The sequence below is a fragment of the Pseudomonas sp. R1-15 genome (genome assembly GCF_051132085.1).
Classification (GTDB): domain Bacteria; phylum Pseudomonadota; class Gammaproteobacteria; order Pseudomonadales; family Pseudomonadaceae; genus Aquipseudomonas.
Genome location: NZ_CP071660.1, coordinates 4,311,250 through 4,328,222, shown reverse-complemented (window position 1 = coordinate 4,328,222; position 16,973 = coordinate 4,311,250). Strand labels below are relative to the sequence as shown.

General features: G+C 62.8%; 8 protein-coding genes. 4 read left to right on the top strand and 4 right to left on the bottom strand.

Annotated elements, in window-relative coordinates:
* Nucleotides 1–14 precede the first annotated feature (14 nt).
* Nucleotides 15–1,373: a TolC family outer membrane protein gene (locus tag J3P97_RS19485; protein WP_305499524.1), complete on the bottom strand. Its 1,359-nt coding sequence runs from the start codon at nucleotides 1,371–1,373 to the stop codon at nucleotides 15–17.
* A gap of 452 nt (nucleotides 1,374–1,825) precedes the next feature.
* Between J3P97_RS19485 and J3P97_RS19480 the strand changes: the two genes are divergently transcribed.
* Nucleotides 1,826–8,209 carry a retention module-containing protein gene (locus J3P97_RS19480; RefSeq protein ID WP_434672547.1) on the top strand — a complete coding sequence of 2,128 codons (6,384 nt, stop codon included), beginning with the start codon at nucleotides 1,826–1,828 and terminating at the stop codon, nucleotides 8,207–8,209.
* Between the two features lie 241 nt (nucleotides 8,210–8,450).
* Here the strand turns inward: J3P97_RS19480 and J3P97_RS19475 are convergent, their stop codons facing one another.
* On the bottom strand, nucleotides 8,451–8,849 hold the full coding sequence (locus tag J3P97_RS19475; RefSeq protein ID WP_434572566.1) for a YbaN family protein: 399 nt from the start codon (nucleotides 8,847–8,849) through the stop codon (nucleotides 8,451–8,453).
* A gap of 8 nt (nucleotides 8,850–8,857) precedes the next feature.
* A complete protein-coding gene (locus J3P97_RS19470) occupies nucleotides 8,858–9,445 on the bottom strand; it encodes a YecA family protein (RefSeq protein ID WP_305499530.1) in 588 nt (195 codons plus the stop codon).
* A 355-nt stretch (nucleotides 9,446–9,800) separates the two neighbouring features.
* Between J3P97_RS19470 and recQ the strand changes: the two genes are divergently transcribed.
* The 3 genes from recQ to J3P97_RS19455 all read left to right on the top strand — a co-directional run bounded on the left by recQ (nucleotide 9,801) and on the right by J3P97_RS19455 (nucleotide 14,599).
* A complete protein-coding gene (recQ, locus tag J3P97_RS19465; RefSeq protein WP_434672546.1) occupies nucleotides 9,801–11,927 on the top strand; it encodes a DNA helicase RecQ in 2,127 nt (708 codons plus the stop codon).
* A 117-nt stretch (nucleotides 11,928–12,044) separates the two neighbouring features.
* Nucleotides 12,045–12,479 carry a MarR family transcriptional regulator gene (locus J3P97_RS19460; protein ID WP_305499533.1) on the top strand — a complete coding sequence of 145 codons (435 nt, stop codon included), beginning with the start codon at nucleotides 12,045–12,047 and terminating at the stop codon, nucleotides 12,477–12,479.
* 119 nt (nucleotides 12,480–12,598) lie between these two features.
* Complete coding sequence (locus J3P97_RS19455; RefSeq protein WP_434672545.1) at nucleotides 12,599–14,599, top strand: FimV/HubP family polar landmark protein; 2,001 nt, start codon at nucleotides 12,599–12,601, stop codon at nucleotides 14,597–14,599.
* A gap of 136 nt (nucleotides 14,600–14,735) precedes the next feature.
* Here the strand turns inward: J3P97_RS19455 and J3P97_RS19450 are convergent, their stop codons facing one another.
* Complete coding sequence (locus tag J3P97_RS19450; protein ID WP_434672544.1) at nucleotides 14,736–16,925, bottom strand: patatin-like phospholipase family protein; 2,190 nt, start codon at nucleotides 16,923–16,925, stop codon at nucleotides 14,736–14,738.
* Between the last annotated feature and the right edge of the window lie 48 nt (nucleotides 16,926–16,973).

Sequence of the window (16,973 nt, the reverse complement as noted above, 5' to 3'; positions counted from 1 at the left end):
ATCGCTCCCATGGCCTACTTCAGTTCCGGCAGCCGTGCCTGGTTCTTGACTTCGGTCTGGGCGACGGCGTCGGCCGGCAGCACGATCCGCTGTTTGCTCAACAACAGGCCCATATTCGCCAGCACGCGGTACATCGAGTATTCCTCGGTGTAGCGCACCTCGGTGTAGCGACGGTTGGCGTTGTACAGCTCGTTTTCGCTGTCGAGCAAGTCGAGCAGGGTCCGTTGGCCGAGGCCGAACTGGTCTTGATAAGCGGCACGCACGCGGGCGGTGGTGTCGGCGTACTCACGGGCCGTCGGGGTCTGTTTGCGGGCGTTGAGCATCGCGTTCCAGGCCAGGCGCGTGTCTTCGTTGAGTTGGCGCAGGGCGTTGTTGCGGATGTCCATGGCCTGGTTGATCTGGTGGGCGTTGGAGGCCAGCCGGGCCTTGTCGCTACCACCGCGCAACAGGTTGTAGTTCATCACCACCCCCAGCCGCCAGTTGTTGTCGTGGCCTTCTTCGCCGCCGAGGTTGTTGTTGGCGCCCACCGCCGCTTCCGCATCGAAGCGTGGGTAGAACGGTGATTTCGCCACTTCGTACTGGCTTTCGGCGGACTGGATGTCGGCCTGGGCCGATTTCAGGTACGGGTTGTTATCCACCATGCTCTGCTGGGCTTCGCGCAGGTCGACCGGGATTTCGCCCTTGGTCGACGGCGGGGCTTCCAGCTCATCGGGCATGCGCCCGACCACGCTGTAGAAGTTCGCCTCGGCATCGGCCAGGTCGACCTGGGCGGTATCGTAGTTGTTTTCCGCCAGGGCCCGACGGGCATTGGACTGGTCGGAGTCGGCCGTGCTGCCCACCCCACGCTCGGTGCGCAGGCCGATCTGGTCGTTGACGCGCAGGTGCGCCTGCAGGTTGTTCTTGGCCAGGGTTACCAGCTCGCGACGCTTGAGCACTTCCAGGTAGACCTCGATGGTCCGCAGGGCCAGGTCCTGCGCGGTGCCCTGGGCGTAATAGGCGCGGGAGTTGACCACACCCTTGGTGCGTTCCACTTCGTTGGCGGTGTTGAACCCGTCAAAGATCATCTGACGCAGGCGCAGCTCCGACTGGGTGTAGGTGAGGATATTGGTGTGATGGTTGCCCAGCGCCCGGGTGTTGGTGTTGTCGCTGTAGCCCCGACCGTAGCCAGCGTTCAAATCCACCGACGGGAAAAAACCGCCCCGGGCGACCTTGACGTCTTCATTGGCCGACAAACGGCTGTCCACCCGCTGTGCGAGTTCCGGGTGGGTCGCGATGGTGCTCTGTATCGCTTCGGTCAAGGACATGGCCTGCGCTTGAGAAGAGCAGGCCATGGCCAGCAAAACCGCGCTGCAGAGAGGGGTAAGAACGCGCATGGGATGCATCTCCTGAGGTCTGTTGTGCTTCGTTGTCGCCAGAATATTGACGTGTAAAAGATCAAAACCGTTTCAACCTTGTAACAACACAGCTAAGAACATTCCAGGAAAAGCCTAAGAAGAAATTCTCATAAGTATTATTCCAAAACAATCTTATGTGCTTGGAAAAAACCGGCACATTGTTCAACGAGAAAGCCTTTGTATTTAAGGCTCTTGACGGATTCCAGACGTCAATAAAAAGTTCCGGATAAATTTCGAAACGATGTGAAGAAGGGCAAAAAGATTTAAAAGCGAGGCGGTATGCGTGACGGTTTTTTGTCGTTGTGGCGAAAATCCGGTACCTTCCGATCTCGCGAAAGCTGGCAGATTTTCCAGATTCTGACGGCCAGCCTGAGTCTCGCTTCTTCACCCAGCACAGGTGCCGACTACGGTTGGCAACGGAGGAAATGCACATGGCAGCGCTCATCGGTACCGTCAGCAAGGTCGTAGGGCAGGTTTTCGCAGAGGCCGCCGGTGGGCTGCGGCGCCCGTTGATCGAAGGTGATCGGTTGTACGCCGGTGAGCACCTGATCACCGGCGCTGAGGGCGCAGTAGCCGTGCATTTGCAGAACGGCCAGGAACTGACCTTGGGCCGCGAAAGTGACCTGACCCTGACCCCGCAGCTGCTCGCCAACCAGGCAGCGCCTGTCGACACGCCCGAAGCGCCAGTGCCAAGTAATGCGCAACTGACCGATGTGCAGCAATTGCAGCAAGCCATCGCCGCCGGCGCCGACCCGACCCAGACGGGCGAGGCCACGGCGGCGGGCGCCGAGGGCGGCAACCCGGGCGGAGTGGGCGGTGGGCACAGCTTTGTACTGCTGGAGGAGGTAGCCGGGGAGGTTGATCCTCTGATTGGCTTCCCAACCGCCGGGTTCAACGGGATTCCCGAGTTTCCACAACTGGAGCTGGCGGCTGATCCGGACGGCAACGATGGCGATGATGGCGATGGAACCGTGCCGCCGGTCATTCCTGAAACGCCGGACAACCCCGTCACCCTTGGTGGCGTGACCGTGGACGGCGGCGAGCTGAGCACCAACGAGGCCAACCTTGCCGACGGTACCGCCAGCAATCCTGGCGCGCTGGTGCAAAGCGGCACCTTCAGCATTTCCGCCCCCGACGGCTTGAACAGCCTGAGCATCGGCGGTATCAGCGTGATCGCTGGCGGCGTGGCTTCAGGTTTCCCGCAGTCCGTCACCTCGGCGCTGGGCAACACGCTGACCATCACCGGCTATGACCCGGCCACTGGCGTGGTGAGCTACACCTATACCCTGATCGACAACGAAACCCATCCGGCGGGCGATGGTGCCAACACCATCAGCGAGCAATTCCCGGTCGTGGCCGTCGATAACGACGGCGATACGGCCAACGGAACCCTGGACGTCAACATCACCGACGACGTGCCTCAAGCCGTGGACGACAGCCACGCCAGCAGCGCGTCGGAGACCCTCGTCACCCTCACTGGCAACGTATTGCCCAATGATGACCAGGGCGCTGATCGCATACCCACCGGTCCCGACAGCGGGCCGATCATCGGCGGCACGTTCACCGGTACCTACGGCACGCTGGTGCTCAACCCCAACGGTACGTACACCTACACCCTGAATACCAGCGACCCGCAATTCGTTGCGTTGCACGGCGGCGGCAACGGCACCGAAACCTTCACCTACACCCTGACCGACGCCGACGGCGATACCAGCACCGCCAACCTGGTGCTGCAAGTGCACAACAACGACGACCCGGTGATCATCAACGGCCTCGACACCGAAGGCGGCGAGCTGACGGTGCAGGAGAAAAACCTCGGCGACGGCAGCGACCCGGACGCCTCGGCGCTGACCCAGAGCGGCACTCTCACCGTGACCGCGCTGGACGGCGTGCAAACCCTGAGCGTCGGCGGCATCACTGTGGTCAGCGGTGGCGTCGCCGCCGGTTTCCCGCAATCGATCACCACCGCGTTGGGCAACACCTTGACCGTCACCGGCTTCAACGCCGCCACGGGCGTGGTCAGCTACAGCTACACCTTGCTCGACAACGAAGCGCATCCCAACGCCAACGGCGCCAATAGCCTGGGCGAGCAGTTCGGCGTGGTGGTCACCGATGACAACGGCACCACGGCCACCGGCAACCTGGACGTGAACATTGTCGATGACTTGCCTCAAGCCATCGACGACAGTAACGCCGGGGTCGCCTCGGAAAACAACCTGACCCTGACCGGCAGCGTGCTGCCCAACGACAACCAAGGCGCCGATCAAGTGGCGTCCGGGCCGATTACTCCCGGCACTTTCACCGGCACCTACGGCACGCTGGTGCTCAACGCCGACGGCTCCTACACCTACACACTCAACCCTGGCGACACCGATTTCAAAGGCCTGCACGGCGGCGGCAACGGCAGCGAAACCTTCACCTACACCCTGACCGACGCCGACGGCGATACCAGCACCGCCAACCTGGTGCTGCAAGTGCACAACAACGACGACCCGGTGATCATCAACGGCCTCGACACCGAGGGCGGCGAGCTGACAGTGCAGGAGAAAAACCTCGGCGACGGTAGCAACCCGGACGCCTCGGCGCTGACCCAGAACGGTACTTTCACCATCACCGCGCTGGACGGCTTGCAAACCCTGAGCGTCGGCGGCATCACTGTGGTCAGCGGTGGCGTCGCCGCCGGTTTCCCGCAATCGATCACCACCGCGTTGGGCAACACCTTGACCGTCACCGGCTTCAACGCCGCCACGGGCGTGGTCAGCTACAGCTACACCTTGCTCGACAACGAAGCGCATCCAGATGCCAACGGCGCCAACAGCCTGGGCGAGCAGTTCGGCGTGGTGGTCACCGATGACAATGGCACCACGGCCACCGGTAACCTGGACGTGAACATCGTCGATGACTTGCCCAAGGCCCACGCCGACTCCGCCTCGGTGGAAGAGGGCGCGACGGTCAGCGGCAACGTGCTGAACAACGACGAGGGCGGCGCCGACGGGCCTGCCGCCAGCGGCGCAGTGATCGGCGTACGCGCCGGCAGCGATACATCGAGCTCCGCCGTAGGCGGCCTCAACAGCCAGATCAATGGCACCTACGGTTACCTGACCCTGGACGCCAACGGCAATGCGGTCTACCACAGCAACCCGAACGCCGTCAGCGCACCGGGCGCCACCGATGTGTTCACCTACACCGTGCGCGACGCTGATGGCGACGAGAGCACCACGACCATCACCATCGACATCGATAACAGCTGCCTGGCCGCAACCCCTGACCAGGAAATCCGTGTCTACGAAAAAGCCCTGGATCTCAACCAGGATGGCCAGGACCTGGCCCCCGGCACCGTCACCGGCAGTGCGCCGAATGCCAGCAGCGAAACCGCGAGCGGCAGCCTTGTCGGCTCGGTGACCGGTGCCGTCGGCGCCGTCACCTTCGCCCTGATCGGCAATGCCACTGGCGCCCATGGGCAACTGTTGCTCAACCCGGACGGTTCGTACACCTACACCCTGACGTCGCCCGCCACGACAACGCCCGCCGCCAATGATGGCCCGAACGTGTTGAGCGAAAGCTTCACGTATCAAGCTACGGACTCACTCGGTAACAGCGTCACCAGCACCATCGTTATCAACATCGTCGACGATGTGCCCAAGGCGCACTGTGATACCGCGGCGGTGGTGGAGGGCGGGACGGTCAGCGGCAACGTGCTGGATAACGACGTGCTCGGCGCCGATGGTGGCGTGGTGATCGGCGTGCGGTCCGGCAACGATACGTCAAGCCCGGCCAACGGCGGCCTGAACAGCCAGATCAACGGCACCTACGGCTACCTGACCCTGGATGCCAATGGCAACGCGGTCTACCACAGCAATCCGGACTCCGTTGGCGTACCGGGTGCCACCGATGTATTCACCTACACCGTGCGCGACGCCGATGGGGATGAAAGCACCACGACCATCACCATCGACGTGCACAACAGTTGCCTGGTCGCTGAAACCGATCATGACGTCACCGTTTATGAAAAAGCCCTGGACCTGAAACAGGATGGCCAGGACCTGGCCCCCGGCACCGCCACCGGCAGCGAGCCGGGCAGCACCGGCGAAACCGCCACCGGAACCTTGGTCGGTTCGGTCAGCGGTGCAACCGGCGCCGTGACATTTGCCTTGGTGGGAGACGCCAATGGCGCTCACGGCCAGTTGCTGCTCAACGCCGACGGCTCTTACACCTATACGCTGACCTCGCCGGCGAATACCACGCCGCATGCCAACAATGGCCCGAACGTATTGACCGAAAGCTTCACCTATCAGGCCACCGATTCCCTGGGCAACAGCACCACCGGCAACCTGGTGGTCAGCATCGTCGACGATGTGCCCAAGGCTGTCGCGTCCGAGCGTTCGGTCACGGCGGTGGAGATCGATTCAAACCTGCTGATCGTGCTCGACGTGTCCGGCAGCATGAAAGACGATTCCGGTGTGCCGGGCCTCTCGCGAATGGACCTGGCCAAACAGGCGATCAGCGCCTTGCTCGACAAATACGACGACATGGGCGACGTGAAAGTCCAGCTTGTGACCTTCAGCGGCAGCGCCACCGGCCAGAGTGCCGTGTGGGTGGACGTGGCAACCGCCAAGACACTGATCGCCGCGCTGAAAGCGCACGGTGATACCAATTACGATGCGGCTGTGGAGATGGCCAAGACGGCGTTCGCAACACCGGGGCAACTGACCGGCGCCCAGAACGTTGGCTATTTTTTCTCCGACGGCAAGCCGACCAAGGGCGATATCGGCCCGGCGGACGAGGCCGCGTGGAAGGCCTTCCTCGACGCCAACAGCATCAAGAATTACGCCGTCGGCCTGGGCAGCGGCGCCAGAAACGTCAATCTTGACCCGCTGGCCTACGACGGCAGCACCCACACCAACACCAACGCGGTGGTGGTGACTGACTTGAACCAGCTCAATTCGGTGCTTTCCGGCACTGTGCAAGGCGTGCCGGTTACCGGCAGCCTGTTTGGCGAAGGCGGCTCGTTCGGTGCCGACGGCGGGTTTATCAAAAGCCTGGTGGTGGACGGCACGACCTACAGCTACAACCCCGATGCCAACGGTGGCCAGGGGGCGCTGACCGTCAGCGGCGGGGCCAACCACGGCGCCTTCAACACCACGACCAACACCGTCAGCATCGCCACCGGGCATGACGGCATGCTCGTGGTGAATCTTGATACCGGCGCGTTCAGCTACACCTCCCAGACCACCACCAGCACCTTGATCACCGAGAACATCGGCTACACCCTCAGCGATAACGATGGTGACCTGGCGGGCTCCAACCTGGTGATCAAGGTCCAACCCAACAGTGCGCCCGTGGCGGTCGATGACAACGTCATCACCAACGTGCTGTCGGGCAACATCGTGGTTCCGGGTGAACTGCTGCTGGGCAATGACAGCGACGCCAACGGCGACCCGCTCTCCGCATCGCCGACCAGTTTTAACACCGGTTGGGTGGCCAGGGGCGCGGATTTCACCGGCAGCACCGGTACCGCCAGTTTCACTGGCAACAACGCCCAGTCGATCAGCCTCAACCGCAGTGCCTTCGTCGCCAACACCGCGAGCATGACCGCGGTGCTGGTGGTCAGCGGGGCGCTGGGGGCGGTGTCGAACAACAACGCCAACGATGAAGACCGGCTCAACATCAGCCTCAAGCAAGGCGAAACCCTGACCCTGGATCACAATCTCACGGCCGGTCGCATCGCCATGGAATATTCGCTTAACGGCGGCCCCTTCATCGCGATCAACGATGGTGCATCGTTCACCGCGGCGGCGGATGGCAATTATCAGATCCACGTCACCAACATTCCCAACCCCGGCAATGGCAACGCCAATGCCTCGGAAAATTACCAATTGACCCTGACCGTCAACTACGCCGGTGCCCAGGACACTACACCCGATTATCACGGCAGCTACACTGCCAGCGACAACCACGGCGGCAGTGACTCCGCCGGGGTGGGCATCAGCTATCAGGCGGGCCACACCCTGACGGGGACCACGGGCAACGATGTACTGCTGGCCGGCAATGGCAACAACGTGCTCAACGCCGGCGACGGCAACGACATCCTCAGCACCGGCGCGGGCAACAACACCTTGCATGGCGGGGCTGGAGATGACTTGCTCTACAGCAGTACCGGTAACGACCTGCTCGACGGCGGCACTGGCAACGACACCGCCAGTTATGCCCATGCCACCGGCGGCGTCACGGTAAATCTCGGCCTGCTGGCCGGACAGAACACCCTGGGGGCCGGCACCGACACCCTGGCCGGCATCGAGAACCTGGTCGGTTCGAACTTCAACGACCACCTGACCGGCGACAGCTTGAGCAATCGCATCGACGGCGGCCTCGGCCATGACGTGCTCAACGGCGGTGACGGCGATGACCTGCTGATCGGCGGCCTGGGCAACAACACCCTCACCGGTGGCAACGGCGCCGACACGTTCCAATGGCAAGCGGGCAACAGCGGTCACGACGTCATCACGGATTTCACCCCGGGCCTCGACAAACTCGACCTGTCGCAACTGCTGCTGGGCGAGAACGGCAGCGCGGCGTCGCTTGATGACTACCTGCACTTCAGCGTGACCGGCAGTGGAGCCTCGTTGATCACCAGCATCGACGTCAGCAGCACCGCCGGCGCCACGCCGAACCAGACCATCGACCTGGCCGGCGTCAACCTTGCCACTCACTACGGTGTCACGCCGGGCGCGGGCGGAATGATCGGCGGCGCGGACACCGCGACCATCATCAACGGCATGCTGAACGACCATTCGTTGAAGGTCGACACGGTGTGAGATGAGCTGAAACGACAAAACCCGCCATCTCTGCTCTGGAGATGGCGGGTTTTTCATTTTGGCCCGCGCGAAATTTTCCCGGACCCAGGCACCGCTGTTCCCGTGGCGAGGGAGCTTGCTCCCGCTCGGCTGCGCAGCAGTCGTAAAATCGGCAGGCGCGGTCTGCCTGGGGAATCGCATCAGCTGATTTCAGGGCGGCTTAGCCTCCCAGCGGGAGCAAGCTCCCTCGCCACAAGGGCGTTCAGTCAGGTTTGCGCAGGGTCTTCTGCCTGAGGATATACACCGTCACCAGCACCGCGCTGGTCAGCATGAACACCCGCGCCCACGGCAGGGGCACCAGGTAGCACGACAGCAGGATGCTCGCCCACATCAACCCGATGGCGTAGACCTTGCCCTTGAGCGGGATGCCGTTGCCGCTGAGGTAGTCGCCGATCCAGGGGCCGAGGCGCGGATGCTCCACCAGCCAGCGGTAGAAGCGGGGCGAACTGCGGGCGAAGCAGGCCGCGGCCAATAACAGGAAGGGGGTGGTGGGGAGGACGGGAATAAAGATGCCGATGACCCCCAGCACCACACTCAGCCAGCCGATGGCGAGCAGAGCGTAGCGCAGGATCAGCGGGCGATTGCCGAGGGGCGCGGGCACCTGCTGACTCAGTGGTGGCGCGGCTTGAGGATCGCCGGTTTCTCGTCCGGGGCGTTGCACAGCAGGTACAGGGCGGTGAGGGCTTCCGGGATCTGCACGATCATGTCATCCATCAGGTTAGGGTCGGCGGCAATGTCGGAGAACTCCGGTTGCTCGTCGAACAGGCCGGAACCGACCATGATCGGCAGCAGCATTTCGCTGACTTCCTCTTCGGCGGTTTCGAACCAGGCCGCTTCGCGCAGGAACACACCCTCCATGAAGCCGATGCACCAGCCGCGCAGTTCCGAATCGTCCGGATCGTCGCCCAGGTCCAGCTCGCACGGCAGCTCGAATTCTTCATCGGAAGCCAGTTGGCGGGCGATGTGAGCCTTCAGGCCGACCAGCGTCGCTTCGATTTCGGCGCGTTGGGCTTCGTCGCTGTAGTGCGGTTCTTCGGCGAACAGGGCGTCGATCCATTCACGCTCCGGCACCTGCTCGGAGCAGATCGACAGGGCGGTCAGGTAGCCATGAGCGGCCACGTAATCCAGCGCTTCTTCGTGCAGCTCATCGGCGTCGAGGAAGACTTGCAGGCGGGTCAGTTGCTCAGCGAAGGACATTACAGGCTACCTTGGGGAATAAACAATGCGGGAATTCTAGGCTTTCTTGAGCGCTCAGGCCAGCCGCGTGGTGGATTTGCTTTCTTGCCGGCCATGCATCACTGGTCTCGAGCCTACAGAGTCCCTGTGGCGAGGGAGCAAGCTCCCTCGCCACGGGGTGGGGCTTGTCCGGCATTTGCCCTGAAACCTCCCGTCAGCAACCCCCTTCGCAACGAAGCCCTCGGGTATACTGCCGCGTTTTGTGATGCCCTGCGGCATCCCGGCGGTTCGAAACGCGCACTTACGATTTGCCGGTGCAGCGTTTGTGTTTCTGGACCAGCCTTGCAGGGATGTTTCGGTGATTTTTGGAGTTTTTATGCTCGAACAGGCTCAACGCGTCCTCAAGGACATCTTCGGCTACGACAGTTTTCGTGGCCGCCAGGGTGCCATCATTGAGCGCGTGGCCAGCGGTGGCGATGCCTTGGTGCTCATGCCTACCGGCGGCGGCAAGTCCTTGTGCTTCCAGGTGCCCGCGCTGCTGCGCAACGGCCTCGCGGTGGTGGTATCGCCGCTGATCGCCTTGATGGACGACCAGGTCGCGACCCTCGAGGAATTGGGCGTTGCCGCTGCCGCGTTGAACTCCACGCTGAGCGCCGAGCAGCAGCGGGACCTGGCGGCGCGCATCCAGCGCGGTGAAGTGAAAATGCTGTACCTGGCGCCTGAACGTCTCGTGCAGCCGCGCATGCTGGCCTTTCTCCAGAGCCTGGAAATCGCCCTGTTTGCCATCGACGAAGCCCACTGCGTATCCCAATGGGGCCATGACTTCCGTCGTGAATATCTGCAGCTGGGGCAATTGGCCGAGCTGTTTCCCGACGTGCCGCGCATCGCCCTGACCGCCACCGCCGACAAACGTACCCGCGAAGAAATCGTCGAGCGCCTGCACCTGCAGAACGCCGAGCGGTTCCTCTCCAGCTTCGACCGCCCCAACATTTTTTACCGCATCGTGCCCAAGGAGCAGCCGCGCAAGCAATTGCTGGCGTTCCTCGCCGAGCGCCGCAGCGACGCGGGTATCGTCTATTGCCTGTCGCGCAAGAAAGTCGAGGAGGTGGCGGCGTTCCTCAGCGAGCAAGGTTTCCCGGCATTGCCCTACCATGCCGGCCTGCCCAACGATCTGCGGGCCTATCACCAGAAGCGCTTTCTCAACGAGGAAGGCCTGATCATGGTCGCCACCGTGGCGTTCGGCATGGGTATCGACAAGCCCAACGTACGGTTCGTCGCGCATTTGGACCTGCCCAAGTCGCTAGAGGCCTATTACCAGGAAACCGGCCGTGCCGGTCGTGACGGTTTGCCGGCCGATGCCTGGATGGCCTACGGCCTGCAGGACGTGGTGATGCTCAAGCAGATGTTGCAGAACTCCGAGGGCGATGAGCGCCACAAACGCCTGGAACAACACAAGCTCGACGCGATGCTGTCGCTCTGCGAGGAAACCCGTTGCCGCCGCCAGACCTTGCTGGCCTATTTCGATGAGGACATGCCCGAGCCTTGCGGGCATTGCGACAACTGCGTCGACGGCGTGGAAACCTGGGACGCCACCGAGCCGGCCCGCCAGGCACTGTCGGCCATCTATCGTACGGGCCAGCGCTACGGCGTGGGACATCTGGTGGACGTGCTGCTGGGCAAGGACAACGAAAAGGTCCGCAGTTTTGGCCATCAGCATCTTTCGGTGTTCGGCGTGGGCAAGGCCCGCACTGAGAGCGAGTGGCGCTCGCTGTTCCGGCAACTGGTGGCGCGCGGCCTGGCCGACATCGACCTGGAAGGTTATGGCGCCCTGCGCCTGAGCGCGACCTGCCGGCCCTTGCTCAAAGGCGAGGTCAGCCTGGAACTGCGTCGCGACCTCAAGCCCGCAACAGCGATCAAGAGCAGCAAGAGCCAGGCCAGCCAACTGGTGCGTGGCGAGGAGCGCGATCAGTGGGAGGCCTTGCGCGCCTTGCGGCGCAAGTTGGCGGAGGAGCATGGCGTGCCGCCCTATGTCATTTTCCCCGATTCGACTTTGCTGGAAATGCTCCGCAGCCAACCGACTTCCCTGGCGGAAATGGCCCGGGTCAGTGGCGTTGGTGCGCGCAAGCTGGAGCGTTACGGCGAGGCTTTCCTCCAAGTGCTCGGCGGCGAAGCCGAAGCGCCGAAAGCCGTGGCCGATGTACGCCACGAACTCATCACGCTGGCTCGTGCCGGCATGACCCCGCTACAGATCGCCGGGCAATTGCAGTGTTCGGAAAAGAATGTCTACACGATGCTGGCCGAGGCGATCGGCCAGCAGCAGCTTTCCTTGGAACAGGCGCTGGATTTGCCCGAAGAATTGATGGGCGAAATCCAGGACGCGTTTCTCGACGGCGAGGGTGAATTGCCCGCGGTATCTGACGTTGCCGCGCTGTTTGCAGGCCGCGTTCCGGAAGGCGTCCTGTATTGCGTCAGGGCTGCACTGCAATCGGAATTTGAAGTCTGATCAAACAGTTACGCTCCTTTAACGATTCACTACAGTGCCAGCCTTGCTTGAATCCGAAGCTCATGCTTAGCTGACTAATAATTAGTATTTCTCTATTTAGATTCTGATGAGTTTTTTATGCCTCTAACCGATCAACACCGCTTTGGCATGCAGTTGGCGCAAATGTCCCGGGGCTGGCGAGCCGAGCTGGACCGTCGCCTCGCCGGGCTGGGCCTGTCCCAGGCGCGTTGGCTGGTGCTGCTGCACCTGGCCCGCTTCGAACAGGCGCCGACCCAGCGTGAACTGGCCCAGAGCGTCGCCGTTGAAGGCCCGACCCTGGCCCGCTTGCTCGACAGCCTGGAAACCCAGGGCCTGGTGCAGCGCCAGGCCGTGGCCGAGGATCGCCGCGCCAAGAAAATCGTGCTCTGCGCGCCGGCCTTGCCGCTGATTGAACAAATCGAAACCATTGCCACGCAGCTGCGTCGGGAGTTGTTTGAAGGCGTTGATGAAGAGGATATGCGGGTGTGCATGCGGGTTCACGGCAGGATCCTGGCCAACCTGGAAAAATCCTGAGGCACATCCCTGACACCAGGTTTTTGAGATTCGCCGGTTAGCGAACTATAACCAGTAGTAAGCGTTCCTAATGGAAGCGTTTGCGCCGAGGTTGGTTCTGGTAATCGAAAGGGATGCCCATGCTTGAAAGTCTGCAGTCCACGTTGCGCAACTGGGTCAACGTGTTGATAGTCGTGGGTGCCCTGGGCTTTCCGGCCCTGGCGTCGGCGCTGGGGCTGGGAGAGATCACGCTTCATTCCGCGCTGAACCAGCCGTTGCGCGCCGATATCGCCTTGGTCGATGCGGCCGGCCTGGGCGAGGGGGATTTGTCGGCCAGCCTGGCGAGTCCGGACGATTTCAATCGCGCCGGGGTGGAGCGGGTATTTTTTCTCAACAGCCTGCGTTTCACGCCGGTGTTGCGCGGCGAGCGCAGTTTCATCCGGGTGACTTCCAGCAAGCCGGTGGAGGAACCTTTCCTCAATTTCCTGGTACAGCTCAACCAGCCTAACGGCCGGGTGCTGCGCGAATATACCGTGCTGATCGATCCGCCGGGCATGCCAGGGATCGTGCCGACCGTGGACGAGCCTTCCGCTGCGGCCGAAGCAACACCCGCGATCAAGCCGCCACCGGCCACACAAGGCAAGCGCTACACCGTCGTGCAGGGCGACAACCCCTGGATCATCGCCAAGCGCCTGCATGACGCCGGCAGCAATGCCTCTGTCAATGAGCTCATGCAGGGCATCCAGGCGCTGAACCCTGGCAGCGAGCGGCTTTCCATCGGTCAGCGCCTGTTGCTGCCCGACTCGGCCATATTGCCGCCTCCCGCCGCAGCCCCTTCAACTCCGGCCTCTGTCGTCCCCGACAGCAATGCCGAGCAACTTGCCGCCTCGGTGCTGCAAAACCAGCAACAACAGAAAACCATCGACGAACTTCAAGCCCGGCTTCAGGCCCAGGACGCGGAAATTGCCGGCCAGCGCCAGCAGATCAGCGAGTTGCAGGCGCAACTGGCGCAGACATCGCCATCGACTGTTGTCGCGACGCCGCCGCCAGAGGAATACGTCGAGCCCGCTCCGGTGGTCGAGGCGGCGCCGGCCGGCGAGGCAGAGGGCATCGACTGGCTGTGGGTGGCGGGGCTGGTAGGACTGCTGGGGTTGCTCGCCGTGTTGCTGTTTCTCCGCCGTCGGCAACAGCAGGAACTGGCGGATCCGCAGCCGATGTCCGAGCCTCGCGAATTGATCCTGGACGATGACGAACCCGAGACTTACACGCAGTCCGGCACCGAACGCCCTGAAGTCGCCGCGTCGTTCAATAACGGCGATGCGCCGCTCGGCGATGTGCTCGAAGGGGTGGGAATCTACCTGACCTATGGCCGCTTCACCGAAGCGGCGGGCTTGTTGCGCGCCGCGTTGCTGGCGGAGCCGGAGCGTACCGACCTGGGCCTCAAGTTGCTCGACGTGCTGGGCAAGCAGGGCGATGTCATCGGTTTCCAGGCCCAGGAGAACCACCTGCTGGCCCAAGGTATCGATCGCCAGGCGCTGGAAGAAGTCCGCGGGCGCTACCCGAGGATCTCCATGGTTACCGCGCCCGTTGAGACCTCCCTTGATACGCCGCGTGATGCGCCGCTTGATGCGCCTGCGCCGACAGAACCCCTGGCACGCATTCCAGAGCCCGAACCGCCCCGTCCCGCCAGCGACGAGTTCGAGCTGAAGCTCGATAGCTTGTCCATGGAGAACAGCTGGGACCTGACCGACACCCCGCAGGCCTCCGCTGAACCGAAATCCCTGGAAACCTTCGAAACCGGCACCTTGTCGCTCTCGGGGTTCGATGAGCCCGACCTGCAATGGGGCGCGCCCCTGGAAACCGAGTCGCTGGACGATGATTTTCTCGACGGGTTTGCCGACGAAGAGCAGTCGCTGGAGCTGGAGCCGCTGACCGCCGAACCGGAATTCGACTCCCTGTCGCTCGAACCGGTGTCCTTTGAGGCGCAACCCTCGCAGCATTCCGAAAAGCTCGAAGAAGCCCAGAATCGTATCGATGAGGGTGACCTCAAGAGCGCCATCACGCTGCTGGAGGAACTGGTGGAAGAGGGCGACGAGCCGCTCAAGGAAACGGCCCGGGTCTTGTTGGCCGGGATTCGTTGAGGCAATTGCATGGCCGACGCAGATCCCCTGTGGGAGCGAGCCTGCTCGCGAAGAGGCCATCACCTTCAAAATATTCATCGACTGACACTCTGCCTTCGCGAGCAGGCTCGCTCCCACAAGGTAGGAATAATATGCTTTAGAACGTCTGCCCCAGATTCAGATACACCGCCTGCTCATCATCGTCGTTGAAGCCATAACTGAAGTTGAGTGGCCCCAGCGGCGTGTCGAACCCGAGGAAAATACTGGCGGCGTTGATGTAGCCGCTGTCGAATTCATTGTCGTTGTTCCAGGCCCGGCCGCGCTCCAGCGAACCGCCGACATACAGCGGGAAATCCAGCGGCAGGTAGGCGCGCGGCGTGAGCCTGCGGTAGTACACGGCGCGCATCAGGCTCATGTTCTGGCCGGATATCCCGTCTTCGCGAAAGCCCGACAGCTGTCGGGCGCCGCCGAGGACGAAGCTCGACGTGACGACCTCGGCGGTGTCCAGGGTCCGGCCATAACGACCGCCGAGGATGAAGGTATCCGGGCCGCTGCTCAGGGCCTTGTCCAACCTGAATTCCCACTGGCGATAACGCTGGTCGGAACCTAATCCGGGTTCGTACTGGCGCCAGGACAAGCCGATGTCTTCGCCTTCGTGGGGGAAGTAGACGTTGTCCAGCGAGTCGAATGAGTATTTGAGCTCGTAGAAGCCTTCGTTGAAGTTTTCGCTGGGCTGGTCGTGATCGCCGATGCGCACGTCCGCCTTGCCCCAGGCCTGGCCGACACCGAAGCGGATTTCCCCGCTGTTGCCGATCTGCCGGCCCAGGTTCAGGCCGAAGCCATAGCGCTCGACCCGATACTGGGCGACCGGGTCGTTATCGAGGATCGACTCGACGTTGCGCGATTCGAATTGTCCGTAGGGCGCGATGAAGTAGCGCGAGCCGACGTCCAGCGGCTGGTAGAACTCGCTGTACAGTTCCTGCTTGTCGCCGATCTGCGCCCGTGTCAGCCATTCGGCGCCGAGGCGATTGATACCGTTGACCCGGTAGCTGGCACCGAGGTTGAAAGCGCTGTCGCCGCGCATGTCGTCCGACAGGCTCAGGCCCAGGCGCAGGTAGTCCGTGCCGGTGCGTCGGCCCCGGGCGCTGATCACCAAGGTGTTGTCCGCGCCCTTGTGCACTACGCGGTATTGCACCTGCTCGAAATAATCCAGGCCGTACAAGGTGCCCATGTCGGTTTGCAGGCGACCCAGGTCCAACGGCTCGCCGATTTGTTGGCGAACGTAATAGCGGATCACGTCGTCACCGACTTTCGAATCGTTTTCCACCCGTATCGCGGTGATGACCGGCGTGCGTTCGCTGGGGGTGCGCGCCGCCATCAGCTCGGCGTCGGCCGGTTCAGGGCGACGCAGGTGTGCCAGGCGGGCCTCGAGTATCCGGGTGGCGCGGTAACCGGCGTCGATCATTTCCGTGGCGCGGCCAAAATCGGTGGAGCCAAAGCTCGCCAGGGCGGGCTGGATCAGCACGTCGTTGTTTTTCAGCGTCGCCAGTTGTTCCTCCGAGTTGCGCCGGGTCATCAGGGTGGTCGACTGATTCAGCACATCCACCACCGTGACCAATTGCTTGCGGTTGCGCAGCGGCGTGCCGATATCGACGACGATGGCCATGTCCACGCCCATTTCCCGGGCCACGTCCAAGGGAATGTTGTCGCTCATGCCGCCGTCCACCAGCAGCCGCCCGTCCAGTTCCACCGGGGCGAACACCGCCGGGATCGACATGCTGGCACGGATCACCTTGGGCAGGTGGCCCTTGCGGAACACGACTTTTTCGCCAGTAGCGATGTCGGTCGCCACGGCGCGGAAGGGGATTGGCAGCTTGTCGAAATCCCGGGTATCGCTGGCGTGGGCCAGCAGGCTTTCCAGGAGCAGGGCCAGGTTCTGTCCCTGGATCACGCCCAATGGCAGGCCGAGGCTGCCGTCGTCGCGAAAGCTCAGCTTCTGCTTGACCAGGAAATCCCGGTCATCCTGCTTGCGCCGGAAGGGCACGTCCTTGCGCGGTGGGGCATCGGATAGCGCCTGCTGCCAGTCGATGCCCAGGGCGAGTTTCTCCAGCTCGTCGATCTTGTACCCGGAGGCGTATAGACCGCCGATCACCGCGCCCATGCTGGTGCCGGCGATCGCGTCGATCCTGATGCCTTGTTCTTCCAGAGCTTTGAGCACGCCAATATGCGCCAGCCCACGGGCCGCGCCGCCGGAAAGTACCAGGCCGATCTTCGGTCGCGGCGCTTCGACCGCGTCGGCGAACAGGGGCAGCAGTAACAGGAGCAGGCATGGCAGCAGGCGGCGCATCGTCAATCTCGGGGCAGGCGGTCAAAGGCGAGTAGTATAACGACGCCT

Excerpts from the sequence above, each read along its gene's own strand:
- J3P97_RS19485 (WP_305499524.1), bottom strand. The coding sequence starts at position 1,373 with ATGCGCGTTCTTACCCCTCTCTGCAGCGCGGTTTTGCTGGCCATGGCC.
- J3P97_RS19480 (WP_434672547.1), top strand. The coding sequence starts at position 1,826 with ATGGCAGCGCTCATCGGTACCGTCAGCAAGGTCGTAGGGCAGGTTTTC.
- J3P97_RS19470 (WP_305499530.1), bottom strand. The coding sequence starts at position 9,445 with ATGTCCTTCGCTGAGCAACTGACCCGCCTGCAAGTCTTCCTCGACGCC.
- recQ (WP_434672546.1), top strand. The coding sequence starts at position 9,801 with ATGCTCGAACAGGCTCAACGCGTCCTCAAGGACATCTTCGGCTACGAC.
- J3P97_RS19460 (WP_305499533.1), top strand. The coding sequence starts at position 12,045 with ATGCCTCTAACCGATCAACACCGCTTTGGCATGCAGTTGGCGCAAATG.
- J3P97_RS19455 (WP_434672545.1), top strand. The coding sequence starts at position 12,599 with ATGCTTGAAAGTCTGCAGTCCACGTTGCGCAACTGGGTCAACGTGTTG.
- J3P97_RS19450 (WP_434672544.1), bottom strand. The coding sequence starts at position 16,925 with ATGCGCCGCCTGCTGCCATGCCTGCTCCTGTTACTGCTGCCCCTGTTC.